The following is a 25891-nucleotide window of genomic DNA, read 5'->3' as shown; positions in this document are numbered from 1 at the left end:
TGTAGATGCGGGTTAATGCCGTACAAATATTGGCAATCGCCACCATATACGTTATCATCAATGAATTCGATAAAACCTGAATAAAAATAAAAATGAACAGTAGCAAAACTAATTTCTTCAAAGCATCTTTGTGCTTGTTTGCTGCATTTTCTGTAGCAAGCTGTGTGGATTTGTCGGGAGCTAAATATCATCCGGCTAAGAAAAAGCATCTGGTGCAAACTGATGCTACGGGAAAAAAAGTAGCGCATACTAAAAACGCTCAACTTTATCGTGGTGAAGTTCATACCATGCTTGGCGGCTTAGGGGTTTTCAGTACCGGTATGCAAGAGTTAAGCGACTCTGTTGAGGCGACTTATCACATTCCGGCTCCAAGCGGCATGTGGTATAACGCAGGCGCTGTATCTCGTACTCTTATTAGTAATCACTATAAATCTAAAAATCCTAAACCGATCGTTCTTGTTGGACATTCTTTAGGGGCTAATGAACAAATCAAGGTAGCACGTAATTTAAATAAAGCAGGTGTTTCTGTTGATTTGCTTGTTACGGTTGATGCGGTGTCTCAAACTGTTGTACCACCTAATGTGAAGCATGCAATGAACTTTTACAAAACGGGCTATGTACCCATGTTTAGTGGTTTAAAACTTCGAGCTGTTGATCCTGCCAAAACACAAATTGACAATATTGATGTTACAAAAATCAAAGGGGTCAATGTGAATCATTTCACCATTGATAAACACCCTGTGGTACAAGCAATGATAATGGAAGAAGTTAAAAAGGTAACAAGTAATGCAAATAGAGCAAAAGCCTAAGGATATTTGTCAGCCGCGAGTCTGTGTCATTGGTGCAGGCCCTAGTGGGCTTGCTGCAATTAAAAACTTGCAAGAGCAAGGAGTTTCTCAGATCACTGTTTTTGAAAAAAATAATCAAATCGGTGGTAACTGGGTGTATGATGAAGTTAACGATCATTCCAGTGTGTATGAAACAACGCATATTATTAGTTCCAAGCGTTGGTCCCAATTTGAAGATTTCCCAATGCCAGACTCCTATCCTGACTATCCTTCGCATAGACAGGTTTTGGCTTATTTTCAGAATTATGCACGTCATTTTGATTTAGAAAAATACATTCGTTTTAATACCTCTGTAGTCAAAGTGGAGCAAAACAGCCAAAAACAGTGGCAAGTAACTTATCAAGATGTGCACGGCACTCATGAAGAGACCTTTGATTATCTGTTAGTTGCTAACGGACATCATTGGGATCCGTTTATGCCCGAATATCCTGGTCATTTTGCGGGTGATCTCATTCATTCTCATCAATACAAGAAAGCTTCCGTTTTTTCCGGTAAGCGTGTTTTGGTTATTGGGGGAGGGAATTCTGCTTGTGATGTTGCTGTAGAAATATCACGTGTATCCCCTGAAACCCATATTAGTATGCGCCGTGGTTATAATATTTTTCCAAAATTTGTGTTTGGTAAGCCCACGGATGATGCAGTTGCGAAAACTCGATGGATGCCTGCAGGCATGCGCCAAAAACTGTTTAAATTGGTTATTCGAGTATTACAGGGACGCTATGCCAAGTATAAGCTGTTGAACCCTGACTGCGGACCGTTAGAAATTCATCCCACGATCAATTCTGAATTATTGTATTTTATTCGTCATGGAAAAGTACGTACGCAACCAGGCATTACTCATTTTGAAGACAAAAAGGTACATTTTACTAATGGCCAGCAGCTTGAGTTTGATACGGTAATTTTTGCTACCGGCTATAAAATAAGTTTTCCTTTCTTTGATAAGGAATTAATTGATTTTAGTAGCTCAACCAAAGTGCCCTTGTATCGAAAAATGATGCATGCAGATTTGGATAATCTTTATTTTATTGGTTTATGCCAACCCCAAGGTTGCATCTGGCCATTAGCCGATCATCAATCAAAGATTGTTGCGCGTATCATTATGGGTACATTGAAACGACCTGAACAATTACATCAGAAAATTGACCAGGAAATGAACAAGCCTCATTACCGATTTAAGTCACATATGCGTCACGCCCTCGAGGTAGATTACCATATGTTTCGCCGTGAATTGTTGGAAATGTTAGGTTGAATTTAATCGCACGTAATCGTGCGTTTATGTCTTCCCTCGACCCGCGGTTGTGCCGCGGGATTCAGCTAATGCAGTCTCATTAATATTCACTTAAGTATTTTCTTGTACAATCCCTACATCTTATTCATTACAAATAAGGAATAATAGGATGTCAGCAAATGGGGAACTTATTTTAGGAATGCTTCGAGAAAATCATAAACGAATGTATCAGGCAGTTTCTATACATCAATTTGGCCCTACCTTGTTGCATGCTGTTGCAGATTTTCCTGAAATTTTAGCTCAAAATTTAGAATTGATAGCGGATAAAAGTCTAGTCTCGGTCAAAACCAAAGATCAATCGGGTAATAGCGTATTACACAAAGCCGCTGGAAACCCGCAGTCATTAAAAATGGTTCTGGACTTATATCCTCCGGATGAGTTACTGACTGCTTTACGTGAAACTAACCATCAGGGTGAAACGGTTTTGCATTTAGCGGCAAGAAATGAGCAATCATTGCAACTTCTTTTTCTTTATTTTTCTGCAGACGAGCTGTGCACGACGGCAAGAGCAAAGGATAGATCGGGTAATACGGCCTTACATCGCGCGACCATCAACGCACGGGCCTTAAGTAAGCTATTGTCTCTTTACCCTAATGTGAAACAACAACACAAAGCCTTGCAAGAAAAAAATAACAATGGTGATACGGTGTTCCATAGGGCGGTTCCTGATGCTGATTCCTTAGTTCATCTTTTGGCTTTAATTCCTAAGGAAGAGCAAAAAGCGGTTCTTAACATAAAGAACAAGGATGGAGTCACGATTCTATTACTCGCTTTAAAATATCCTGAAGCACTACACGCTATTTTTAACTGGCTCTTGCCCGAAAATCAGACCTATGCCGTAACTGAAGGGGGACAACAGAGGTATGATCTCTTGCATTGGGCTACGAACCCTCAAGCCCTCCAAATTATCTTATCATTTTTTAGCGAAGAGCAATGTTTGCACTTTATTACAAAAATCGATGTACATGGCAAGTCTCTTTTAGCAAGAGCGATGGACAATAAAGCAAGATTATTAGCGATATTACACCGTTTTCCAGAGACTAACAATTGGCAGTTAGGTACTCATCAGAGACATTTGACTCCCTATTTAAATAATGAGCAAACCTTACAACAGCTGTTGACTTTACACCTGCGAATTAAGCAACTAAAAGAGGCAGCTCCAGCGCAGGATATTGTTGAGTTAGCGAATAGTTTAAGCGAATTAGTTGAACGCTTTGTCGTTGCCAACATCCATTCACAACCTAATGATATAGGGCAAATACGAACCCAATTTAAAGAGAAAATTGAAAAAGCTTATAAGGAGCTACAAAGCGAAAAAGAATTCCTCATCGCTATTGTTGCTAATTTGGTAATTGCTGCTACAGGTATTGGTCTTTTGGTCATTGCCGCAAAATTCATTCTTACGGGCAGTAGCTTTTTTATGGAAACCCAACGTCAACAACAGGCAAGTCTTATTCATGCTTCATTTCAAGAGCTAAGTACGAGTCCTGCATTTCAATCCTGAGCAGCTTGTAATCGAAGCATGCTTCCTTTAATGGTTCACTATACGAGCGATGGTCCTTGGATTTTGAGTGAATGAAAAACCTGCTTTGACCCAACCCAAATTTATGCGGTCACTCAGAAAACAGGGTTGACCGTATTTGGACAAAAGAAACAGAACACCGCTCCATCTACGAGTACAAGTTCAACGTGCGGCATACTACCGATGTAGTCTTCGTAGGATTAGATAGTGCTTAAATAATACGAACGAAACCAAAAGATTTCGTTCGTACATAACAGTATTAAGAGACTCTACGCGCTTCTTGGCGCTTGATTAAAGCAGCCATTAACTTTTCAACATTAGTCGCATGAGGATTTTCTTGATTTAGCATGGCTTGTGTACGCTCTTCACAATACCCTTTTACTTCTTTATCGGGGAATATATAAAATTTCTTTTGGGCTACTTCGTGCATAATATGCTGCGCTATATCCATTGCTGGGCGTGAATGCGCTAATAAGGATTGTAAGGCGCCATGTAAGCTAGATTCGCCATTTGCAGGATTGGATAATAATCCAGTATCCGTGAATGATGGAAATATTACCGAGACATCAACTGGTTTATCTAAACGATGCAAATCAAAATATAAAGATTCTGATAAAGCCAAAACTGCATGTTTGGACATGGAGTAGGGGGCTGTTTGTGAGCCTGCACATAAAGCGTATAAGCTTGCCATGTTAATAATGTGTGAGCGAAAATCTTGTTGGAATAAAAAAGGTGTGAAGGCCTGAATGACATGCATCATTCCATGCAAGTTAACATTCATCACTTGTTTGACCTGCTCGGCATTTAAATCCCATACAGGAGCTAATTGGCCAATAATGCCTGCATTATTATAGAGCCAATCGATACGACCTAATTTGTGTTGTGTTTGTTGAGCTAGAGCTTTTACTTCGTCCGCTTGAGTCACATCGCACGCAATGGGAAGAATTTTTCCTGAGAATTGAGTCTGGAGATGTTTTGCTTCCTGATGGAGCTTAGTGCTGTCTTTATCCACCATAACCACTGTATGGTCTTGTTCTAAGTGAATTTGGGTTAATGCTAAGCCTATACCATTGGCTGCACCGGTAATTACAGCTACTTTCATAAAACACCTTGTTTAGGTAAAACTCGATTTTGCTATACTTTAGCTATAGAGTGCAAATAATAAGGAGCTATTTTGAAAAACATTAATGAAATACCTGAACCTAATGAGGTTCCTGATTCTCCTGATGAATATCCATCAAATCCTGAACCTATTGAGCCAGAGGATCCAAATCTTCCTGAGCCGGAACCGGTAAAAAGGCCGGAACCATCAGTGGATTAAAAAGGACGGAGAGTTAAATAAGTTTATTAGAGCGCCTATGGTGGGCCTTGTGCCCCCTTGAGTTACTTTAAATTTTGCTGCCCTAATTTTTAGGACTACCACGTGTATGCGTAGTAATTTTATCTATTTTCTTGGTTATTATTTGAACTCACCAAAGGAATAAACTGTATGAATACTCAAATAAACCGTCATAAAAAATAAGAACGTCATCAATAAAATCTTGAGGGCGAATTTTATTTTTTCTGGATTTTTATTGGTTAAAAGAAAGGTATAAGCACCTAAAAAACCACAAGAAGAGCCTAAAAGTGTTCCACCAATTACATCGATAAACCAGTGAACTTGCAGTATTATGCGTGATATTGCCTGGAGAAAAATCCATATGCAGGCGACAGTGATTACCGAACCGTTGGATTTCATTTGATTACAAAACACTAGGCTAAGAAATATCGTATAGGTGGCGCATAAGGTTACATGTCTACTTGGAAATGCATAGCCTTCTGATGCGCCGGCAGATAAAGCTCCTGGGCGTGGAAAGGCAATGGTATTTTTGAAAAAATAAGCAAGAAATGCAGCAATTACCATAATTCCTATTAAATGCATTGCTAAATTCATTTCCTTTTTCAATAACAAAATCAGGCCTGCACCTACGAACGCCGGGACGATAATAAACTTATTTCCGAATAAAGAGATTAGTGTCGCGAAAAAATGGGAATATGAGTTTTTTATTTTTTGGCTCCACGTATAAATGTCCTGATTAATTGACAAAAAAGAAGCCTCTTGATAAATAGCAAGGATAAGGCAGCCGAATAAAAAGAAACAGAATGCCCCTAGAAATAAATATATACCCGGACTTTTTCCGCTCATCAATTTCCTCGCGCTTATATTCACTATGATTTCATTTTATTATAGATAAACGTGTCTCTTTGCGTGGGCATTTTATAGGAGGACGATATTATGAGATTAATTTGCTGCTGGATTAATTGCTAAAACTTTACTATATGTATAAATTATACCCACAAGGAGTGTTTTATGAAAAAACACAAAAAAGAGCATCCTGAAGTCACTGATATTAAAAATATTTGTGATATAACACCGAATGCTCCCCACACTGAAGAGGTGTGTAAGGAAGTAAAAAAACAATCAAATTCTAAACCAAAAACAAAACCAAATTCCAAACTTAAAGAGCATTAAGTTATTTTCTGGGCAAGCTTTTATCGGGCCATTACTTACCCGCAATCAAATGCTGCAAAGCTGAACCAATGTCTTTTGCGCGCATGAGACTTTCTCCAATCAGAAAGGTATTAATCTCATTAGTTTGCATTAAAGCAACGTCCTCGGGGCTATTAATACCACTTTCAGTAATAATGATTCTATCCGGAGGAATGAGGTCCTTTAAGCGAATACTTAATTGAATGTCGGTTTTAAAGGTATGCAGGCTACGGTTATTTATGCCCATGAGTGGTGTAGGCAAATACAAGGCACGCTCTAACTCTTCTTTAGTATGGCTTTCCACGAGTACGGCCATATTTAATTCTTGGGCTAATCGACAATAATCAGCAAGCTGTGTGTCATCGAGTAGGGCCACAATTAATAAAATACAATCAGCGCCGAGAGATTGGCTTTCATAAATTTGGTATTCATCGAGGATAAAATCTTTGCGTAATACCGGCAAGTCACAATGTGATTTGGCTAGGGCTAAATAATCCGGATGGCCTTGGAAGAATTCAATATCGGTAAGTACGGACAAACAACGAGCGCCATGTTGGGCGTAAGTTTCAGCGATTTGTGCTACATCAAAGTCTTCTCTGATCAAACCTTTACTCGGGGACGCGCGTTTTATTTCGGCAATAATAGCTGGTGTTGTATTGTCTTTTAAGGCAGCAATAAAATCACGGCGCGTCCATTGGGATTGTTCTAGGGAGCTTAGGGGATGTAGTTTTTTAGCCTGAGCGACTTCATTTAATTTATGTTGGGCAATGCGTTGTAAAACACTATTCATGATGCGATTCTTTATTTAAAGTTTGAGTTAATTGGCAAAGTTGGTGGAAACATTGAGCGGCTTTACCACTATCTAAAGCTTCCTTCGCTAGTTCTAGGGCTTGGGCAAATGATAGCTCTTCTTTGGCGCAGTAAATTGCTGCGGCAGAGTTTAGCAGGACCATATCTCGGGCTGCACCTTTACCCCCGGAGAACACAGATTGGATAATGGTTAAACTTTGGTTTGGTGAATCAACAATAATTTCATCCAATGAATGGTGATGAATGTCATAGTCAGCAGGAATAATCGACCATTCCTGGAATGAGCCTTGATAATATTCAATAACCTTGGTAGGTGCGGCAATACTAATTTCATCCAAACCATCTTGCGAGCTAATCACCAAGGCACGTTCACTACCCAGGTTCGCTAAAACAGTTGCTAAAGGTTTCTGCCAGGTTGTTGAAAACACCCCGACAACTTGTTTTTTTACGCGAGCGGGATTGATTAATGGCCCTAGTAGATTAAATAAGGTACGGATACCTAATTGTTGGCGTGCGGTACGCGCGTGTTGCATGGCTGGGTGGTAACTGGGAGCAAATAAAAATGCCAGATTACATTCCTGCATGCAGGCTTGCATATGTTGGTCTGAAAGGTTGAGCACAAAACCTGCCTGCTCAAGCAAATCAGCACTGCCACTGCGACTGGAAACAGAGCGATTACCATGCTTGGCTACGGGGATGCCTGCGGCAGCAACCACAAAACTGCAAGCGGTGGATACATTAAAGGTATTTTTACCATCACCTCCAGTGCCCACAATATCAATTAAATTAGTTCCTAGTTCAATCGTATGAGCTAATTCCTGCATTACTTTTGCAGCGGTAGTAAGCTCATTCGCTGTTTCTCCCTTAGTGCGCATTAATGCTAAAAAGGTAGCGATTTGCAGGTCATTATATTGGCCAGACATGCAGGCATGAATCACATCATGCATTTGCTCTGCATTTAATTCCTGCTTTGCGATTAACTGTTCAAATAGAAGATTGGGTTTCATAGCTTAAGAAATTCTCTAGTAATTGCTGACCATATTGACTCAAAATTGCTTCAGGATGAAATTGTAGCCCAAAAACAGGATATTGACGATGCGAAATTGCCATAATTGTATTATCTACCCAGGCATCTATAGAAAAGCAATCGGGCAAGCTCGATATGTCGACCGCAAGAGAGTGGTAGCGGGTTGCTTGAAACCCTACAGGGATATTATGAAATAAGCCGCGTTGATGATGCTGAATCAGTGATGTTTTACCATGCATGATTTCCGGTGCAGAGATAATTTGCCCACCAAATACTTGAGCAATGCATTGATGTCCTAGGCATACCCCTAAAATGGGAATTTCTTGATGGAACTCGTGAATGGCTTCCAGAGAAATACCTGCTTCATCGGGACCATTAGGGCCGGGAGAAATAACCAGATATTCTGGGTTTAACTCACGTATTTGCTGGATGCTGATTTGATCATGCGTTGAAACATGTACGTCCTGGTTTAAGCATTGAAAATACTGCACTAGGTTATAGGTAAATGAATCATAATTATCGATAATAAGTAGCATGATGAGGGCCTACAAAGTAAAGTCTTCACCCAAATATACTGCTCTAACCTGTTGATTGGCTAGGATGGTTTCTGGTGTCCCTTCGCATAATATTTTCCCTTGACTGACGATGTAAGCCCGTTCACAAATATCTAGGGTTTCGCGGACATTATGATCGGTAATTAAAACGCCAATGCCTTTATTGCATAAATGCTGAATAATTTTTTTAATATCAATTACGGAAATCGGATCAACCCCTGCAAAAGGTTCATCCAGAAGGATAAATGAGGGCTCAATTGCCAGGGCTCGGGCAATTTCTACACGTCGACGCTCTCCTCCAGATAAGGCCATACCCATGCTGTTACTAATATGCGTAATATGAAATTCTTGCAGTAACAGATCGAGTTTTTCTTCGCGGGCTTGCTCATTTAAATCAGGTCGAAGCTCTAAAATAGCCATAATATTTTCAGCGACCGTAAGTTTACGAAACACGGAAGCTTCTTGAGGCAAATAGCTAATTCCCATACGCGCACGTTGGTGCATGGCATTGGACGTAATGTCTTGATTGTCGATGATTATTTGTCCTTCATCACAAGATTGTAAGCCCACGATCATATAAAAGCAGGTGGTTTTACCCGCGCCATTAGGGCCTAATAAGCCGACACATTCACCTTTTTTAATGTGGATGCTTACCCCATTGACCACTGTTCGCGATTTAAAGGATTTTTTTAGGTTTCGCGCTTCTAATAAATTCATAGAGATTTCTTTTCAGGATGATAAATTATAGTTATTCTTTGTTTTTTATCGCCATGAGACAAAACGTGCTGTTTGATGGTGTCATAGCGAATTTTTGCTGCTGAAAACGAATCCTTTCCTTGCTCTACCCGGGCATTGCCAATGAGCTCAATAATGTGAGTTAAGGGGTAGTAGCGGATGATATCGGCATAGGCATGCATGGGTGGCTTTTTAGGATCAGTGGTGGTCCAATAATGAGCTTGCTTGCCATCGCTGCCTTTGGCGATAGCTAAAACCAATTGGTTTTTCTCATTGCCCTTAGTAATTGCTTTCGCTGCGTGTAAATTGGTTGTGCCCTGGATTAATTCCACATTACCAATATAAACGCCTTTATGATTTTGCTGATTCAAATCCGCTGAATCGGCTTGCACGTGCATGACTTGTTCTCTATCGGTGGGCAGTGCATAGCAGGGGCATGCCAAAATACATACAGCACTGTACAGAATACTTTTAACCATTTGCTGGAGCATAGCTTCCTCGTGCTTGATGAAGTAATTCTACTCTTTTTTCATCCAAGTAGGCATTCATGCCTTTGGATTGAATAATATTACCGGGTTGCTCATAGGTTACAAGCAGATCGGTGGATGCTTTTTTCTCATTAGGATAATAAGTAACCTCTTCAGTTTTTAAGGTACTTCCTTGAGCATTATCTCCTTGAGTTTGATGGACAATCACATCACCCATGAACACGATGCGCTGACCACCATCAAAAGATTTGGCATGCTTGGAGCGGATATCCCAAGGCTGTTGTTGCTCCTGGCTTACCACAATATGCGGTTTTTGAAAAAAATACACATCACCTTTTTGAATGTGTCGCATCTTTGGCGTAGCTAAAAGTGTTGTGAGTGTACCTTTTTCATCAAATTGGCGCACTTTCACTCGCGAAATGGTCGTATCAACGGAATTAGCCAAAGTTTCACTGTCCAAGCGCATGATGCCGGAAGAATGGCTGTAATACCAGCCTGAGCCTGCTAGGGCAATAAGCGTTAGAAAAAGCCAAATACCTTGTTTTGCTGCATTCATTATTTTAGATAACCCTTTATCGCCAAATCCATTTTATTTTGCGCATTGAGAATCAGGTCGCATAGTTCACGAACAGCACCACGACCTCCAGGAAGTTCAGTTTGCCAAACAGCAATTTCTTTAACTGCAGGCACGGCATTTGCTACAGTGACCCCTAAGCCTACTTTTTGTATTAGGGGTATATCTGGAAGATCATCGCCAATATAAGCGAATTGTTCGTCTTCAAGATTTAATGTTTTTTTCAATTGGTCATAGGTATCTTGTTTATTTAACTGATCTTTATAGTAATGCTTGATGCCTAGTTGTTGCATTCGGTGATCAACTACCGCATTGCGGGAACCAGTAATGACTGCCACCTCAATGCCTACGGTCATCAATAACTTTAAACCTACACCATCGTGGATGTGGAAGGTTTTAAGTTCATTGAAATGATTATCAATGTATAGGAGGCCGTCAGTGAGCACGCCATCCATATCGCAAATAAGGCATTTAATTTGTTGTGCTTTTTCGATTAATTTATTCATTAAAAAACACCTGCTTTTAACAAATCATGAAGGTGAACTACTGCGATAGGGCGGTTATGCTCATCGGCAACAATTAATGAGGTAATACTGTGTTTTTGCATTATCGCTAATGCTTCTGCAGCAAGAATTCCCGACCGAATAGTACGTGCGTTGTGGGTCATTACGTCTTTAAGCGGAGTCGTGTTGATATCACATTGTCGGGTTAAGGTACGGCGAATGTCACCATCGGTGTAAACCCCAACCAGATAACCTTTGGAATCGGTAACGCAGGTCATCCCCAGTTTTTTATTGGTGACTTCAATTAATGCTTCGCTGATCGTTGCATTTTCACTAATTATTGGTAATTCATTACCTTGATGTGCAACCTCATCAATGCGCAGTAACAGGCGCTTGCCTAAAGAACCTCCGGGATGAGATAAAGCAAAATCTTCTTCGCTAAATCCACGGGCTTGTAATAGGGAAATAGCTAAGGCATCGCCCATAACTAAAGCAACCGTAGTACTGGTAGTTGGTGCAAGACCTAAGGGACAAGCTTCTTGTTTGATGCTCACATCTAAATTGACATCTGCAGCACGTGCCAGCGTTGATTCGCTATTACCTGTTAAGGTAATTAAGGGTATTTCCATACGCTTTAATAAGGGAAGCAGGGTTACGAGCTCAGTGGTATTGCCTGAGTTAGAAATGGCAATGACTGCATCTTGGCGGGTAATCATTCCTAGGTCGCCATGACTTGCTTCACCAGGGTGCATAAAAAAGGAAGGGCTGCCGGTGCTTGCTAAGGTTGCGGCAATTTTATTGGCAATATGTCCTGACTTACCCATTCCTGTAACAACAATTCGCCCTTGACAGGCAAGCAGTAATTCACAGGCTTTGGCAAAGCGCTCATCAATACGTTGGGTGAGTTCAAAGACAGCTTGTGCCTCAGTCTCGATGACAGCAAGTCCAAGTGTGCAAAAATTCATAGGCTACTATTTGTTTCCTTTTTGTTTAGTTTTCATTCTAACATAATGGCTCGTTGTTGCAAAACCGTCACATTTTTAGAGACTGTCTTGGCAGCGAAACTCGATACAAAGGGCGCCCACTCCTGCTCAATGTGTCCTTTATTTGCTCATTATGATTTCATTTGATTAAGTGCTTAATTTTTTTTAAATTTAAGAGACTCATTTTTCCAGGAACCAGTATATACTTGTACTTTTGGCCATAACCGGAACTTGAAAGCATGCCTGAAAATTGGGTTGAAATTAATAATCTGATCTTTACTCGAGAGAGTCGTCGCATCTTCAATGGCATTAACATGACCGTGAAACGAGGCAAAATTACGGCTATTATGGGTCCGAGTGGTTCTGGAAAAACAACCTTATTGCAATTAATCGGGGCACAGCTGGCGCCTCATAGCGGTACTATTCGGGTGAATGGTCAAGACATCCATCAATTGCCTCGCAAAGCACTATATGATGCGCGTCGTGATATGGGCTTACTTTTTCAAAGTTCCGCTTTATTTACCCATCTTAACGTATTTGAAAATGTTGCCTTTCCATTAAGAGAGCATACGCAGCTTAATGAGTCTATGGTGCGCGACATTGTATTGATGAAACTGCAAGCTGTCGGTTTACGCGGGGCTGCAGAATTAATGCCGGCACAATTATCTGGTGGAATGGCGCGACGAGTTGCTTTAGCGCGTACTATCGCTTTGGATCCCGAGCTGATGATGTACGATGAGCCATTTACCGGTCAAGATCCAATTTCGCTCGGTGTTTTAGTGCGTTTAATTAAGCGGTTAAATGAATTATTAAATACGACAACCATCATCGTCTCTCATGATGTTGAAGAGACCTGCTCTATTGCAGATTATATTTATCTGATCGCTGGTGGAAAAATAATAGGGGAGGGGACTCCTGAAGAATTAGTCCGCTCGTCAGAACCTCAGGTCAGACAATTTATGCATGGGGAAGCTGATGGTGTGGTGCCATTTCATTATCCAGCTCGTCCTTATACAGAGGAACTATTAGATGCTTGATTTAATTATGCGTTTGGGAAATCGTGGCACTCGCGCTTTGCAAACTCTGGGTAGCTCTGGTTTGTTTTTGTTTTTGATGTTATTTCGTAAGCCCAATATCAGCAAATTAGGGCCTTTACTGCGCTATCAAATACATTTCGTTGGTGTCTTATCCTGTTTGATTATTGTTGTTTCCGCTTTGTTTATTGGTATGGTGGTAGGATTACAAGGTTATAATACCCTGCAAAAATTTGGTGCAGCAACGCAATTAGGACAGTTGTTGGCATTAAGTATTGCCAGAGAGCTGGGGCCTGTAATTAGTGCCTTATTATTTGCAGGTCGTGCAGGTTCAGCATTGACTGCAGAAATTGGCTTGATGAAGGCGACCGAACAATTGTCCAGTATGGATATGATGGGGGTCGACCCCTTAGGACGAGTTATTTATCCTCGCTTTATGGCAGGCTTTATTACCTTGCCCGTGTTGGCATTAATTTTCTCCGCGGTAGCTATTTTTGGTGGCTATTTTATTGGGGTACATTGGTTAGGTGTAGATTCTGGAAGCTTTTGGTCCAATATGCAGGCAGCAGTAAATTTTCGTATTGATGTACTCAGTGGTATCATTAAGAGTTTGGTGTTTGCTTTTGTTGTAACGTGGATTGCGGTATTTCAGGGGTTTGAGTGTGTGCCTACAGCAGAAGGTATTAGCCAGGCGACAACCAAAACGGTTGTTTATGCCTCGCTGGCTGTTTTAGGTCTGGATTTTTTGTTGACTGCAATGATGATTGGAGATTGGTAAATGAGTAAGCAACGTTATGTAGATGTGAGTGTTGGCCTATTTATGTTGCTTGGTTTGTTGGCCCTGCTGGTCATGGCAATGAAGGTCAGTAATATTTCTGATTTTATGTCTCATAAGGGTTACAATGTAACGGCCGATTTTACTGATATAGGTGGCTTAAAGGTGCGCGCACCCGTTACGGTTGCCGGGGTTAAAATTGGTGAAGTAACTCATATTGAATTACAACCAGGCGAATTGAATGCCAAGGTTACTATGCATTTACAGAGCGATAAAAAAATACCCTATGAAGATTCTTCAGCACGAATTTTAACGCAAGGCTTGCTTGGTTCCAATTATATTAGTATCGTTCCCGGTTTTGACGATGATGCTAATCGCGAGCATCCTTATTTGCGTAATGGGGATGTCATTGCTAAGACTCAAGAAGCGGTGATTCTTGAAAATCTAATTGGTCAGCTGTTATTTAATATTAATAAAAAGTAATTACAATAAAATTAAGGTACGGACATGAGAATATTAAAAAATATTTTGTTTGTTATTGGTGTGATTTTATCTCCTGTAATCATGGCTCAAAATTCACCAGTGCCCATGTTGGAACAAACTGCTAATCAAATTATTGCGACCTTAAAAGAAAATAAAACCAACTTAAAAAGTAATCCCGGCATTATTTATACTGCGGTAGAAAAGCATTTATTACCGATTGTTGATGTTGCGGGTATGTCTCGTTCCGTATTAGGAAGACAGGCATGGATGAAAGCCTCTGCTTCTCAACGAGAGCAATTCTCTAAAGAGTTTACCCGTTTGGTTATTCGTACCTATTCCAGTCCTTTGGCTCAATACTCTGATGAATCAGTGCAGTTTTTGCCCCTTAGAGCTGCAGCGAACTCACGTTTTCTTCGGGTTAACAGTGTAATTGTGCGCAGTGAAGGACAAAATATTCCTTTAACGTATAGCCTAGTGGATAAAAACGGCCAATGGAAAATTTATGACATTAGCGTTGAAGGTGTCAGTTTATTGCAAAGCTTTAGATCACAATTTGCTCAAGTACTGCAAAACTCCAGTATGGATGAAGTGATCAAGCAAATGCAGCATAAGCAATTAAAAAGGGCTTCTTAAGTGAAAACAGTTCATTTTAAGCCTCTTGAACTTAGTTTCAAATCAGTAGTTGAGGTACGAGCTCAACTTAATAAGACTTTGATGGATAATGTAAGTACTCACTTAGTTCTCGATCTAAGCGAGGTAACTCATTGCGATAGCGCCGGGATGGCGTTGCTTATCGAAGCCAGAAAGTTATGCAAAAAAAATAATAAGACTTTCGAGATTATCGGTATGTCTGCAGAGACTGAGTCTCTAGCGGACTTTTGTGGTGTGAAAGATATTTTGGAAGTCGTTTAGGGTAAGACATTACTAAGAAGTCGTGTCCTCCCCGCGCAGTCGGAATCTATCTTTCTGGGTGGAGTCAAATCAGGCAGAAAGGGCTAGTGTTCCCGGGGTATGTTATTTTTTAGAATATATAAACAATGCCGTCATTGCGAACGAAGTGAAGCAAACCAGGGTTCCGTGCTTTGAATTGTTTCGTCACTACGTTCCTCGCAAGGACGGAATTTACATACACTGTGAGTGCCTATGAAATAGCTCTGCCCATGCGCGGAAGGGCTGTCAAATGCACTGGGAATGTCCCTAAAATTTTTCATTTGGTTATTTTATCACGTTACTCTAGATTAAGCTGAGCCTATAGGCAGATTTAATCGGTAGAAAACTGTATTTATTCTAATTTGTGAGCTAATTTTAATGGTAAGTAATGAAGAAATAGAACAAAAACTTAGATCTACTAACGAGGTTTTTCTCGTTAAAGTGGACGGGGACGGTTATCAATATAAGGTAACGGTAGTCAGTGATGTATTTTTAAATAAGTCAAAAGTTGCTCGGCAGCAATGGGTATACGCACAACTAAAAGAATTAATTACCACTGGCAAACTTCATGCGATTAGCATGGAGACGTGGACACAAGAAGAATGGGGGAGAGAACATGGATAAATTATTAATTAACGGCGGTAAGGCATTACATGGTGAAGTAGTTATTTCCGGTGCAAAAAACGCGGCTTTACCAATTATGGCAGCCAGCTTACTTGCCAGTGACCATGTTACGATTTCGAATGTTCCTCATCTTAAAGACATCACGACCATGATGGAATTATTAGGACAATTAGGCGCTCATTTGATTGTTGATGAAAAAATGAATGTTCAGGTTGATTCCGGTCAGGTGAATGAATTTGTTGCTCCTTACGATTTAGTTAAAACCATGCGTGCCTCTATTTTAGTATTAGGCCCCATGTTAGCGCGTTTCGGTAAGGCTGATGTGTCTTTGCCTGGTGGATGTGCGATTGGGACACGCCCAGTTGATTTACATTTAAAAGCATTAAAATCTATGGGTGCAGACATTAGCGTTAAGAATGGTTACATCAATGCTCGTTGTAAGCGTGGTCGTTTACAAGGTAAGCGCATCATGTTTGATACAGTGACTGTAACCGGTACGGAAAACATTCTTATGGCTGCTGCTCTTGCTGAAGGTACAACCGTCATTAAAAATGCTGCTCGTGAGCCAGAAGTAGTTGATTTAGCCAATTTTCTAATTCAAATGGGTGCTAAGATTTCGGGAGCTGGAACTTCAATTATTGAAATTGAAGGGGTTGAGGCACTGTCAGGGGGTACTTACTCGGTAATGGCTGATCGTATTGAGGCCGGTACTTATTTGGCTGCTGCTGCTTTGACTCGTGGACATGTGACTGTAAAACGTGTACGTCCTGATACCTTATTATCACAACTATGCAAATTTGAAGAAGCAGGCGCTGAATTAACCATTGGCGAAGATTGGGTTAGCCTCAATATGAACAATTTGCGTCCTCAAGCGGTGAATATTTCTACAGCACCTTATCCTGCTTTTGCAACAGACATGCAAGCTCAGTTTATGGCCATGAACTCTGTAGCTGAAGGTTCTTCAACAATTGTGGAAACCATTTTTGAAAACCGCTTTATGCATGTTCAAGAATTACAACGTATGGGCGCACAAATCCAGTTAAATGGTAATACTGCGATTATTAACGGGGTTGAAAAATTAACGGGTGCTCCTGTAATGGCAACGGATCTCCGCGCATCAGCCAGTTTGATTTTAGCTGGTTTGGTTGCTGAAGGAGAAACTACCGTAGAACGTATCTATCATGTTGATAGAGGTTATGAGCGTATCGAAGAAAAGCTCTCTCTATTAGGTGCGGATATTAAGCGAGTTTCTGATCGGTGATTAGCCAAAAGGAATTAACCTCACACCTGCAACAGTTATTAAGCTGTGACCGTTTTAATGATTATACGCCTAATGGCCTGCAGGTAGAGGGTAAAGAACAGATTAAACGCATCTGTACTGCCGTAACTGCTTCTGATGAGGTGATCTCACAAGCAATTGATTGGAAGGCAGATGCTTTATTAGTACATCATGGTTATTTTTGGCGTGGCGAGTCATCGGTTATTACGGGTATGAAACGCCAACGACTGCAAAAATTATTAAACCATGAGATTAATCTCCTCGCTTATCATTTACCTCTTGATTGCCATCTTGATTTAGGTAACAACGCCTGCCTTGCAAAACTATTTGAAGTTAATTCGATACAAATGCATCGCGTTGGTGGGACTGATAACTTGCTATGGTCTGGTGAATTAGCCACAGTGATGACGAATAAAGAGCTTAACCAATTTTTAGCCGGCAAATTAGGGCGACAGCCTCTAATGATTGAGGGCCATAACCGCAAGGTCAGCCGCATCGCTTGGTGTAGTGGGGGAGCTCAAGATTATATTACAGAGGCCCATCGTTTAGGTGTGGATGCTTATCTAAGTGGAGAAGTATCAGAGCGTACCTATTATGAGGCGCAAGAGTTAGGAATTAATTACTATGCCTGCGGACATCATGCTACAGAACGTTATGGTATCCAGGCTTTAGGTGAGTATTTAAGTTCTTACTTTGATTTGGAATATGTGTTTTTTGATAGCGCGAATCCGGTTTGATTGCTCCTACACACAGCCAATTATATTGTCGCTATGGATTTCTCAGTCAAAGCTGCGTAGTTTGGGGACGAATGCTGCAAAAAGTAATGCTGTTTGAGACAATGCGTCCATAGCCATGATGGCCATGAATTTACCCTTTAACACCTTTTCTCATTCTCCACTTGTACCACTTAGCCGCATAAGCTAACATGTGTTCATAATCGCTAATGGGCTGTTTTAATGAGCAATTTCCGGTACCTAATACTTTCAGTTTTTTTATTTTGTTCCTTCGTGTCGCATGCAGATGCAGAAGCAAAAAATAAAGCCTTTCGTAGTTTCTGGCATCCGACATATCAAGGTGAGCGTTTAGATTATTGCACGATTGATGGTAAAGAGTGCGGTAGAGCTGTGGCTAATCGCTATTGTAAAATGATGGGTTATGAGTCTGCCAATCAAAGCGTTATTGCTTATAATATTGGCTTAACTAATTTTATATCCAGCAAAGCGCAATGTAAGGGCTGGCGTTGTAATGGCTTTATGACCATCGGTTGTGTCACGCATATGTCACATAAACCTCCTAAATCCTACCATTATCGTGAGAAGCGTTATGTTGTGCCGCGTTTTGATCATTATCGTGTAGATTGGTGCTACGATAAAAACAAAGAATGTGGTTCACGTGCCGCTCATTCTTTTTGTCGACGAATGGGATATATGCAGGCGAAACATTTTGCGAAAGAAATACAAGTTGGTGCAACGAAGACTATAGGTAGTCAAGAACTGTGCTTTGGTAATCAATGTGAAGCGTTTAAGTTGATTGTTTGTTATCGGTGATTATCCATTAATAATGTACCCATTGCTTGTAACGTGTAAGATGGGCTGTCAAACCTCAAGCGAAGCAAAGGTTGCTTCAAATGCCACCGATTTGTTTGGGTAATAGTCTTAAATATGCCCTCCGAATTCCCGCGGTTTGACCGCGGGATCCAGTATTCAAGCCAGGTGATTCGACGAGGGTTAGATTTTCTTAGTTTTACAGACCAGCCACGTTCTTAAATTTCTAGTGGCAGTATAATTATTTCTTTTCTTCTTCAAATTTTGATTCGTCAGCAGCTTTAGTTTCTGCGGGTTTAACCACTTCACTTACATCAGATTGTGCGCGCTGTTCTTTATAATCGTGGATAATCTGGGTAACGCTGGTTTTAATATCCCCGAATAATTTACTTGTCATTGATGCCAGCTCTTTGAGATCAGGCATTTTTGATTTTGGCTCGCTCATCGCTTGTCTCTCCACTTTTGATAATATCACTATAGTTAATATGATTTAAGTATATACTAATAAATACAAATTTGCTGATGAATCAATAATTGCAGCAAAAGGAATCGAGGAACAAATAAAAGGTGCTGATGCAGCCCGTACTAGCCGAAGTGGTAATACGGGACGTTGAGGTAGGGATGGTTTGCCTTAGGCCCAAGGATGCATAAATCTCATGGCGGGTTTAAGCAATTTATTTGCTAGAGAGGTTTTGGGTGGAATGGTTAATTTGAATACCTTATAGCTTGCCAGTTTATCAATAAGGTAATCATCACTAGTAGCTAACTTATCAACAAGTTTTAAGTCTAAAGCATCCGTAGCTAACCAATGTTCCCCGGTAGCAATTTCATCCATATCCAGTTGCCCACGGTTAGCGGCAACATACTTTCTAAATGCAGCATGTATTTTTTCCAAATCTTCTTGGAATTTCTTGCGGCCTTTGTCAGTATTTTCCCCAAACATAGTTATTGTACGCTTATATTCTCCAGCAGTTAACAACTCTACATCAACATCATGATTTTTAAGCCATCGATGGAAATTAGGTATCTGGGCCACAACCCCAATAGAACCAATAATTGCAAAAGGTGCAGCGATGATGTGATTGGCAACACAGGCCATTAAATAACCGCCACTTGCCGCAATCTTATCAATACTCACGGTAAGTGGAATCTTTCTATCGCGAATACGTTGCAATTGAGAAGCTGCCAAACCATAGCTATTAACTACTCCTCCAGGGCTATCCAAACGGATTAAAACTTCATCTTCCGGCGTAGCAACGGAGAGAACCGCAGTAATCTCCTCGCGAAGCTGCTCTACTTGTGATGCCTTTATATCCCCTTGAAAGTCAATTACATAAAGTGAGGGGCGTTTGGCTTCTTTTTTCTTTTTGCCTTTCTTCTTAGGTAATTTCTTACCAAAAATTTCCTTGCTCATTAGTGAATGCACATGTTCATAATGCTCATTTAACGAGGTGATTTCTAATTTAGCTTTAGGTTTTCTGCTCATTGAGAAAAAGCCGGCAAAAACCACCAAAAAGGCAACAACCACAGTGATGGATTTTAAAAGGAATAAACCATATTGACTCAAGAATTCCATTACAGTCCTTTCAAATAAATAAAGCCAGATTATGGCGTTCAATGGCCATATGTGCAAGTGCAAACAGCTTGGATCCTAAAAAAAGCAGCGGAATTGCAAGCACACTGATATTTAGTGATTTTTCTAATTTTCTCCGGAGCCATTTGGACTAGGCTACATGGAGGATCCCCGTTGTGAATTGTCAACAGACAATGGTTTTAGTACCATGCATACTTTCTAATAATGACTAAGATGTTCATGCTTGATGTAATTAATCTCTGCTTTGATTATCAAGAGCAACCCTTACTTAATAAGGTTGCTTTTCATTTGCCTGCAGGAGGCTTACTCCATCTTCAAGGGGCGAATGGTGCGGGAAAGACCACCTTACTTAAAGTAATCGCTGGTTTATATCGTCCTGCAGAGGGAGAAATACGTTTTGCTCAAAAAAATATTCATCTGGATTTGGCAGAATATCAACGGCAAATATGTTTTGTCGGACATAAAACTGGGATAAATCCCAGTTTAACCTTAAGAGAAAACTGTTTATTTGATCTGCACTATCAAAAACAACCGATCGAAGAGCTAGTTTCTCTTTTCAAGTTGCAAGCTCATTTAGATTATCCCTGCGCGCTCTTATCAGCAGGGCAGCGCAGACAGGTCGGCTTATTACGTTTGTGGATGACTAAGGCCAAATTGTGGCTGCTCGATGAACCTTTAGTTGCCTTAGATGACAGCGCTTTAGAACTTATTATGACCAAGGTGGAAGAGCACCGAAAAGAGGGGGGGGCTATTCTCCTGACTTCTCATCAAAAATTACCGCTTAACCCAATAGCTTACCAGGAGCATCGATTATGAGCTCCGCTCTTTCTTTATTCACAAATCAATGTAAACGCGAATTACTAATTCAAGTAAGACAAATCCGCTATTTGGTTAACTCTTGCCTTTTTCTCTTGATTTTCTTGTTTATGTTTCCGTTAACTCTAAAACCGGAGGTGGAATTATTAAGAACCATTGCTCCAGGGTTGGTGTGGATGGCCATACTCTTATCCATGCTATTGTCGGCGGAACGTTTATTTCAGCAAGACTATGAGCAGGGAGTGATTGAGCAATGGTTGGTTTCAGGGCACTCAATACCTTTAATGGTTGGTGCTAAGGTAATCGCTCACTGGCTGTTTCTTTTACCACCCTTATTAATTTTATGTCCTTTAGTCGCACTCTTGTTTTCTCTCAGCGCTTGGGAAACCGGGATTTTGGCCCTGACTATACTGTGCGGTACACCGGCTTTATTATTTTTATGTGCCTTGGTTGCGGCTTTTGGCGCTGGGAGCAATCAGCGGGGCGTACTGATGGCATTAATACTTTTGCCGTTAACCTTGCCTTTACTTATTTTTGGTAGTGGGACTGTGCATGTTGCCATGCAATCTTTACCGGTAAATGGTTATTTAGCGTTACTATTGGCGATGTCGGTGATTGCTGTAGGCTTCCTGCCTTATGCCATTACTGGAGTGATCCGAATCAGTCATGCAGAGTGATTCAATATTGCCTAGTATGCGAAAGCTCAGTTACATGATAAAATCCGTCTTTTTTTGATTTCCTTTATTCCTATGTGGAAAATATTATATCAATTGGCTTCGCCGAAATCATTCTATGAATATACCGGACGCTTGCTTCCCTGGCTTTCTTTTTGTGCGGTCTTTACCTTAATCGTAGGAATAGTTTGGGGACTGGCCTTTACTCCTCCCGATTACCAACAAGGTGATGCCTTTCGCATTATTTACGTTCATGTGCCTAGTGCTTTTTTATCTATGGCGCTTTACGGATGGATGGGGTTTCTTGCTGTTTTACTCTTGGTTTGGCGAATTAAAATCGCCGGCTTGCTGATTAATCAAGTAGCTCAGTTTGGGGCATGCATGGCCTTTCTTGCTTTGGTTACTGGCAGCATTTGGGGCAAACCAATGTGGGGTGCTTGGTGGGTTTGGGATGCGCGACTGACCTCGGAATTAATTCTCTTACTACTCTATGCTGCGATTTTAGCCACCCATCAAGCAGTAAAAAATAAAGAAGATGGTGATCGCATCATTGCCATTTTGACTTTAGTCGGTTTGATTGATTTGCCTATTATTCATTATTCAGTCTATTGGTGGAACACACTTCATCAAGGTTCTACCTTATCCGTGTTTGCGAAACCTAAGATTGATGGCAGTATGTTGTATCCGCTTCTGTTGAGTATTATCGGATTTTTCTTATATGCATTGTGGATTATTTTGGAAAAAGCACGTCAAGAGCTGTTGCTTAGGGAAAAAAGACAGGCTTGGGTTAAGGTTAAATTTGAAGGGGAAGTTAAGTGAGTCAGTTTTTTGAATGGTTAACGATGGGTGGTTATTCCATCTATGTTTGGCCTGCTTATAGTTTAGTTTCTGTCGTCTTAGTGATGAACCTTTTAGGGATGAAATGGAAAAAGAAACAAACTCGTCAAAAATTACAACAATGGTTTAAACGCTAATTATGAATCCAGCTCGTAAACGTAAGCTTTTGATTTTATTGTCTGCTTTGATTGCCTTATCTCTAGCTGCAGGGTTGGTTCTCTATGCTTTAAGACAAAATATCAGTTTATTTTATACCCCGACCCAAATTGCGGAGGGCCAAGCACCAGCAAAACAAGCAATTCGCGTGGGGGGAATGGTTGAAAAAGGCTCATTGGTGCGAGCAAAAGAAGGTTTAAAGGTAGAGTTTAAGGTCTCGGATTTGCGCAAAACCGTGACTGTAGTCCATACCGGTATTTTGCCTGATTTATTTCGTGAAGGGCAGGGGGTTGTTGTAGAAGGTCAGTTGATTGATAACCAACATGTGCTGGCAACCCGCGTATTGGCAAAACATGATGAAAAGTATATGCCCCCGGAAGTAAAAGCGGCATTAGCACCCAAGGAGAATTCATGATTGCTGAGCTAGGACTTTTTTCTCTTATTCTGGCATTAATGGCCTCTTTGGCTTTAGCCGTAATCCCCTTACTTGGTCTATACTTAAAGCGGCCTGAATGGATGGATGCAGCAAAATCCTATGTTGCTGCCCAGTTTTTATTTATTGCGCTCACCTATATTCTGCTTACAATTTGTTTTTTAAAAGACGACTTCTCTGTTATTTATGTGATGAGTAATTCCAGTGTTGCCTTACCCTGGTTTTATAAGTTATGCGCTGTATGGGGTGGGCATGAGGGCTCAATGCTGCTTTGGGTTGCGATTCTCAGTTTCTGGTCCGTGATGGTCGCCTGTTTTAGCTCCGGTTTAGATAAAGAAATGCGTACGCGCGTACTGGTTGTTTTAGGTTGGTTAAGCATTGGTTTTATCCTCTTTCTATTAACGACCTCAAATCCTTTTTTACGCCAGTTCCAAGTATTAAATACTCAAGGGCGTGATTTGAATCCTTTATTACAAGACCCAGGATTTTTATTTCATCCTCCCATGTTATACATGGGCTATGTTGGCTTTTCGGTCGCTTTTGCTTTTGCTATTGCCGCTTTATGGGCTGGAAAAGTGGAAAGTAGCTGGTCTAAATGGACCAGACCTTGGACTTTAGCCGCCTGGTGTTGTTTGACGGCTGGAATTACCTTGGGGAGTTGGTGGGCGTACCGTGAGCTGGGTTGGGGCGGCTGGTGGTTCTGGGATCCTGTTGAAAACGCCTCCTTTATGCCTTGGTTGGTCGGGACTGCTTTACTGCATTCTTTGGCAGTAACCGAACAGCGCCAGCAATTTAAAGCTTGGACTATGCTTTTAGCAATTGCTGCTTTTTCTTTAAGTCTCATCGGTACTTTTTTAGTGCGTTCAGGAGTGCTTACCTCCGTGCATGCATTTGCAGTGGATCCTCAACGAGGTTTATTCATTTTAGGTTTTTTATTGTTGGTTATTGGAGGCTCTTTGTTACTCTTCTTATTTCGAGCACAAACACTGCATGCAACAAATAATCCTAGCCCTCTATCTCGTGAAAGCGCCTTACTCTTAAATAATGTGTTTTTAGTAGTCATTATGCTCACCGTGCTCATGGGGACTGTCTACCCATTATTGGTTGAAGGTGTGGGCTTAGGTAAATTATCGGTAGGGGCCCCTTATTTTAATGCCGTGTTTGTTCCTTTAATGATTCCTATGTTGTTACTGATGGGCTTAGGCATTCATTTAAAATGGCAAGCAGATAGCTGGGTAGGTGTGTTCAAGAAATTATGGAGTGTAGCGGTACTGAGTATCCTGTTGCCTTGTGCTTTATTGTTACTGTCACATCATGAGTTTGATGCGTCAGCCTTTCTGGGATTGGTTTTAGCAACCTGGATTGTGTTAAGTACCTCGAAGGCGGTGATGAAGCGTATTAAAGAGCGTGGTATTACTCAGGTGGGTCAAGCTTATTGGGGTATGGTGTTGGCACATTTCGGCGTTGCGGCTTCGGTGATTGGCATCGCCGTGTCCACTGCTTATGGCGTACAAGATGATGTACAAATGCAACCAGGGAAGACAATTGATTTGGTGGGTTACTCGATTGAGTTTGTAAGCCAGAAACCTTTAGATGGCCCTAACTATAAGGGAACCCAGGCGCAATTTAAAATCAGTCATCAGGGCAAAAATAAAGTGATTTACCCGGAAAAAAGACTTTATACTATTGGCCAAATGGCAATGACGGAGTCAGCCATTGATGTCACTCCATTCCGAGATATTTATGTTGCCTTAGGGGAGCCTTTAAATGGTGATTCCTGGTCAGTTCGACTTTATTATAAGCCCTTTGTGCGCTGGATTTGGGCCGGTGGTTTTATGATTTTAGTGGGAGGTTTTTTCGCTTTGACTGATCGACGTTATTATCAAAAAAGACACACAGCAGGAGCCTTAACATGAGAAAAATAGGATGGAAAATAATTCCTATAGTGCTTTTTGTTTTATTGAGTATTTTTCTTTGGCGTGGACTTTCTTTAAATCCCCGTAATTTGCCTTCAGTGCAAGTAGGCAAATTAGTACCTGATTTTACTTTGCCGGAACTGCATCATCCGGAGTCTTCTTTCAGCACTCAGAATATTCGGAATCAAGTTGTTTTATTAAATGTATGGGCTAGCTGGTGTGCGGCCTGTACTGATGAGCAAGTCTTTATGTTGCAATTAGCTCGTGAAGGGGTGGCTATTTATGGATTAAATTACAAAGACAAGCCTGAAGACGCGCTGCAATGGTTAAGCCAATGGGGAAATCCTTATAAGTTGGTGATGCAAGATCGTGAAGGACGTGCTGCAATCGACTTAGGGGTTTATGGTGCGCCAGAAACTTTTGTCATTGATAAAAAAGGGGTGATTCGTTACCGCCATGCAGGGGTTATGAATCAAGAGCTGTGGCAAAAAGAAGTTTTACCTTTAATGAAACAATTGGAGCAAATGGCATGAAGCGCTTGCAATGGATTTTGTTCTGGGTGGCTTTAGTTCCGGCTTGTGTTTGGGCAAATGCTATGTACCCTTTAGATTCAGCCAAAAAAGAAGCTCAGTTTAATCATTTGTTAAAAGATTTACGATGCTTGGTATGCCAAAACCAGGATTTAGCGGACTCCAATGCGGAGTTGGCCAAGGATTTACGAGGGCAAGTCTATCAATTAGTGAAGGAAGGCAAGAGCGACAGTGAAATTACTGATTATCTTACTGCGCGCTATGGAGACTTTATTCTGTTTAAACCGCCCGTTAAAGCAATAACTTATTTATTGTGGTTTGGTCCGGCTTTATTTTTAATTTTAGGTTTTTTGATTTTTTGGCGAACTTGTTTTGCTAAGAAAGAAATCTTAGTGAGTCCTTAA

Annotated in this window: 34 protein-coding genes; 22 read left to right on the top strand and 12 right to left on the bottom strand. The window is 40.9% G+C overall.

What is annotated here, in order from left to right; genetic code table 11:
• Positions 1-92: 92 nt before the first annotated feature.
• The 3 genes from ACD661_RS06270 (at position 93) to ACD661_RS06260 (ending at position 3640) form a co-directional block, all read left to right on the top strand.
• A complete protein-coding gene (locus ACD661_RS06270) occupies positions 93-809 on the top strand; it encodes a hypothetical protein (protein WP_400186974.1) in 717 nt (238 codons plus the stop codon).
• Positions 787-2097 carry a flavin-containing monooxygenase gene (locus ACD661_RS06265; RefSeq protein WP_400186973.1) on the top strand — a complete coding sequence of 437 codons (1311 nt, stop codon included), beginning with the start codon at positions 787-789 and terminating at the stop codon, positions 2095-2097. The genes ACD661_RS06270 and ACD661_RS06265 overlap by 23 nt, the downstream gene beginning before the upstream one ends.
• Before the next feature lie 148 nt (positions 2098-2245).
• A complete protein-coding gene (locus tag ACD661_RS06260; protein WP_400186972.1) occupies positions 2246-3640 on the top strand; it encodes a hypothetical protein in 1395 nt (464 codons plus the stop codon).
• 277 nt (positions 3641-3917) lie between these two features.
• Here ACD661_RS06260 and ACD661_RS06255 read toward each other — a convergent pair whose 3' ends face one another.
• Positions 3918-4760: an SDR family NAD(P)-dependent oxidoreductase gene (locus tag ACD661_RS06255; protein ID WP_400186971.1), complete on the bottom strand. Its 843-nt coding sequence runs from the start codon at positions 4758-4760 to the stop codon at positions 3918-3920.
• Between the two features lie 72 nt (positions 4761-4832).
• On the opposite strand from ACD661_RS06255, the gene ACD661_RS06250 reads away from it, so the two are divergent.
• Positions 4833-4979, top strand: coding sequence for a hypothetical protein (locus ACD661_RS06250; protein WP_400186970.1), 147 nt, complete (start codon positions 4833-4835; stop codon positions 4977-4979).
• 138 nt (positions 4980-5117) lie between these two features.
• Here the strand turns inward: ACD661_RS06250 and ACD661_RS06245 are convergent, their stop codons facing one another.
• Positions 5118-5843 carry a phosphatase PAP2 family protein gene (locus ACD661_RS06245; protein ID WP_400186969.1) on the bottom strand — a complete coding sequence of 242 codons (726 nt, stop codon included), beginning with the start codon at positions 5841-5843 and terminating at the stop codon, positions 5118-5120.
• Between the two features lie 165 nt (positions 5844-6008).
• On the opposite strand from ACD661_RS06245, the gene ACD661_RS06240 reads away from it, so the two are divergent.
• On the top strand, positions 6009-6170 hold the full coding sequence (locus ACD661_RS06240; protein ID WP_400186968.1) for a hypothetical protein: 162 nt from the start codon (positions 6009-6011) through the stop codon (positions 6168-6170).
• Positions 6171-6201: 31 nt separating this feature from the next.
• Here ACD661_RS06240 and trpC read toward each other — a convergent pair whose 3' ends face one another.
• Genes trpC through ACD661_RS06200 form a run of 8 tightly spaced genes read right to left on the bottom strand, consistent with a single transcriptional unit; the run spans position 6202 to position 11844 of the window.
• The gene (trpC, locus tag ACD661_RS06235) at positions 6202-6978 is read right to left on the bottom strand and encodes an indole-3-glycerol phosphate synthase TrpC (RefSeq protein WP_400186967.1); all 777 of its coding nucleotides are present in this window, start codon (positions 6976-6978) and stop codon (positions 6202-6204) included.
• Positions 6971-8005 (bottom strand): anthranilate phosphoribosyltransferase, encoded by a 1035-nt coding sequence (gene trpD, locus ACD661_RS06230; protein WP_400186966.1) that lies wholly within the window; start codon positions 8003-8005, stop codon positions 6971-6973. Before trpD ends, trpC begins: the two co-directional genes overlap by 8 nt.
• The gene (locus ACD661_RS06225; protein ID WP_400186965.1) at positions 7983-8561 is read right to left on the bottom strand and encodes an anthranilate synthase component II; all 579 of its coding nucleotides are present in this window, start codon (positions 8559-8561) and stop codon (positions 7983-7985) included. The genes trpD and ACD661_RS06225 overlap by 23 nt, the downstream gene beginning before the upstream one ends.
• Positions 8562-8570: 9 nt before the next feature.
• On the bottom strand, positions 8571-9296 hold the full coding sequence (gene lptB, locus ACD661_RS06220; RefSeq protein ID WP_400186964.1) for an LPS export ABC transporter ATP-binding protein: 726 nt from the start codon (positions 9294-9296) through the stop codon (positions 8571-8573).
• The gene (gene lptA / locus ACD661_RS06215; RefSeq protein WP_400186963.1) at positions 9293-9805 is read right to left on the bottom strand and encodes a lipopolysaccharide transport periplasmic protein LptA; all 513 of its coding nucleotides are present in this window, start codon (positions 9803-9805) and stop codon (positions 9293-9295) included. Before lptA ends, lptB begins: the two co-directional genes overlap by 4 nt.
• Positions 9786-10358 carry an LPS export ABC transporter periplasmic protein LptC gene (gene lptC, locus ACD661_RS06210; protein WP_400186962.1) on the bottom strand — a complete coding sequence of 191 codons (573 nt, stop codon included), beginning with the start codon at positions 10356-10358 and terminating at the stop codon, positions 9786-9788. Before lptC ends, lptA begins: the two co-directional genes overlap by 20 nt.
• The gene (locus tag ACD661_RS06205) at positions 10358-10882 is read right to left on the bottom strand and encodes a KdsC family phosphatase (RefSeq protein ID WP_400186961.1); all 525 of its coding nucleotides are present in this window, start codon (positions 10880-10882) and stop codon (positions 10358-10360) included. Before ACD661_RS06205 ends, lptC begins: the two co-directional genes overlap by 1 nt.
• Complete coding sequence (locus tag ACD661_RS06200; protein ID WP_400186960.1) at positions 10882-11844, bottom strand: KpsF/GutQ family sugar-phosphate isomerase; 963 nt, start codon at positions 11842-11844, stop codon at positions 10882-10884. The genes ACD661_RS06205 and ACD661_RS06200 overlap by 1 nt, the downstream gene beginning before the upstream one ends.
• Before the next feature lie 257 nt (positions 11845-12101).
• Between ACD661_RS06200 and ACD661_RS06195 the strand changes: the two genes are divergently transcribed.
• The 9 genes from ACD661_RS06195 to ACD661_RS06155 all read left to right on the top strand — a co-directional run bounded on the left by ACD661_RS06195 (position 12102) and on the right by ACD661_RS06155 (position 18534).
• Positions 12102-12899, top strand: coding sequence for an ABC transporter ATP-binding protein (locus ACD661_RS06195; protein ID WP_400186959.1), 798 nt, complete (start codon positions 12102-12104; stop codon positions 12897-12899).
• The gene (gene mlaE / locus ACD661_RS06190; protein ID WP_400186958.1) at positions 12892-13674 is read left to right on the top strand and encodes a lipid asymmetry maintenance ABC transporter permease subunit MlaE; all 783 of its coding nucleotides are present in this window, start codon (positions 12892-12894) and stop codon (positions 13672-13674) included. Before ACD661_RS06195 ends, mlaE begins: the two co-directional genes overlap by 8 nt.
• On the top strand, positions 13675-14154 hold the full coding sequence (gene mlaD, locus ACD661_RS06185; protein WP_400186957.1) for an outer membrane lipid asymmetry maintenance protein MlaD: 480 nt from the start codon (positions 13675-13677) through the stop codon (positions 14152-14154).
• 24 nt (positions 14155-14178) lie between these two features.
• On the top strand, positions 14179-14787 hold the full coding sequence (locus ACD661_RS06180) for an MlaC/ttg2D family ABC transporter substrate-binding protein (protein ID WP_400186956.1): 609 nt from the start codon (positions 14179-14181) through the stop codon (positions 14785-14787).
• A complete protein-coding gene (locus ACD661_RS06175; RefSeq protein WP_400186955.1) occupies positions 14788-15066 on the top strand; it encodes an STAS domain-containing protein in 279 nt (92 codons plus the stop codon).
• A gap of 396 nt (positions 15067-15462) precedes the next feature.
• A complete protein-coding gene (locus tag ACD661_RS06170; RefSeq protein ID WP_400186954.1) occupies positions 15463-15708 on the top strand; it encodes a BolA family protein in 246 nt (81 codons plus the stop codon).
• A complete protein-coding gene (murA, locus tag ACD661_RS06165) occupies positions 15701-16969 on the top strand; it encodes a UDP-N-acetylglucosamine 1-carboxyvinyltransferase (protein WP_400186953.1) in 1269 nt (422 codons plus the stop codon). Before ACD661_RS06170 ends, murA begins: the two co-directional genes overlap by 8 nt.
• Positions 16966-17724, top strand: a complete 759-nt coding sequence (locus ACD661_RS06160; protein WP_400186952.1) for a Nif3-like dinuclear metal center hexameric protein — start codon at positions 16966-16968, stop codon at positions 17722-17724. Before murA ends, ACD661_RS06160 begins: the two co-directional genes overlap by 4 nt.
• A gap of 219 nt (positions 17725-17943) precedes the next feature.
• Positions 17944-18534, top strand: a complete 591-nt coding sequence (locus ACD661_RS06155; protein WP_400186951.1) for a hypothetical protein — start codon at positions 17944-17946, stop codon at positions 18532-18534.
• Between the two features lie 238 nt (positions 18535-18772).
• On the opposite strand, the gene ACD661_RS06150 is transcribed toward ACD661_RS06155, so the two are convergent.
• Both ACD661_RS06150 and sohB read right to left on the bottom strand, forming a co-directional pair.
• Positions 18773-18976: a hypothetical protein gene (locus ACD661_RS06150; RefSeq protein WP_400186950.1), complete on the bottom strand. Its 204-nt coding sequence runs from the start codon at positions 18974-18976 to the stop codon at positions 18773-18775.
• Positions 18977-19162: 186 nt separating this feature from the next.
• Entirely contained in the window at positions 19163-20107 is a 945-nt protein-coding gene (gene sohB / locus ACD661_RS06145; protein WP_400186949.1) for a protease SohB, read from the bottom strand.
• 237 nt (positions 20108-20344) lie between these two features.
• On the opposite strand from sohB, the gene ccmA reads away from it, so the two are divergent.
• The 8 genes from ccmA (at position 20345) to ACD661_RS06105 (ending at position 25891) form a co-directional block, all read left to right on the top strand.
• Positions 20345-20941, top strand: coding sequence for a heme ABC exporter ATP-binding protein CcmA (gene ccmA / locus ACD661_RS06140; protein ID WP_400186948.1), 597 nt, complete (start codon positions 20345-20347; stop codon positions 20939-20941).
• A complete protein-coding gene (gene ccmB, locus ACD661_RS06135) occupies positions 20938-21618 on the top strand; it encodes a heme exporter protein CcmB (protein ID WP_400186947.1) in 681 nt (226 codons plus the stop codon). The genes ccmA and ccmB overlap by 4 nt, the downstream gene beginning before the upstream one ends.
• A 72-nt stretch (positions 21619-21690) precedes the next feature.
• Positions 21691-22434, top strand: a complete 744-nt coding sequence (gene ccmC / locus ACD661_RS06130) for a heme ABC transporter permease CcmC (protein WP_400186946.1) — start codon at positions 21691-21693, stop codon at positions 22432-22434.
• Complete coding sequence (gene ccmD / locus ACD661_RS06125) at positions 22431-22589, top strand: heme exporter protein CcmD (RefSeq protein ID WP_400186945.1); 159 nt, start codon at positions 22431-22433, stop codon at positions 22587-22589. Before ccmC ends, ccmD begins: the two co-directional genes overlap by 4 nt.
• 2 nt (positions 22590-22591) lie before the next feature.
• A complete protein-coding gene (ccmE, locus tag ACD661_RS06120; RefSeq protein WP_400186944.1) occupies positions 22592-23023 on the top strand; it encodes a cytochrome c maturation protein CcmE in 432 nt (143 codons plus the stop codon).
• On the top strand, positions 23020-24957 hold the full coding sequence (locus ACD661_RS06115) for a heme lyase CcmF/NrfE family subunit (RefSeq protein WP_400186943.1): 1938 nt from the start codon (positions 23020-23022) through the stop codon (positions 24955-24957). The genes ccmE and ACD661_RS06115 overlap by 4 nt, the downstream gene beginning before the upstream one ends.
• Entirely contained in the window at positions 24954-25490 is a 537-nt protein-coding gene (locus ACD661_RS06110; RefSeq protein WP_400186942.1) for a DsbE family thiol:disulfide interchange protein, read from the top strand. Before ACD661_RS06115 ends, ACD661_RS06110 begins: the two co-directional genes overlap by 4 nt.
• Positions 25487-25891 (top strand): cytochrome c-type biogenesis protein, encoded by a 405-nt coding sequence (locus tag ACD661_RS06105; protein WP_400186941.1) that lies wholly within the window; start codon positions 25487-25489, stop codon positions 25889-25891. The genes ACD661_RS06110 and ACD661_RS06105 overlap by 4 nt, the downstream gene beginning before the upstream one ends.

Origin of the sequence: Legionella lytica, assembly GCF_044626755.1 — a bacterium.
Classification (GTDB): domain Bacteria; phylum Pseudomonadota; class Gammaproteobacteria; order Legionellales; family Legionellaceae; genus Legionella; species Legionella lytica_A.
The sequence above is the reverse complement of the archived record's forward strand: the minus strand, read 5'-3'. Positions and strand labels throughout refer to the sequence as shown.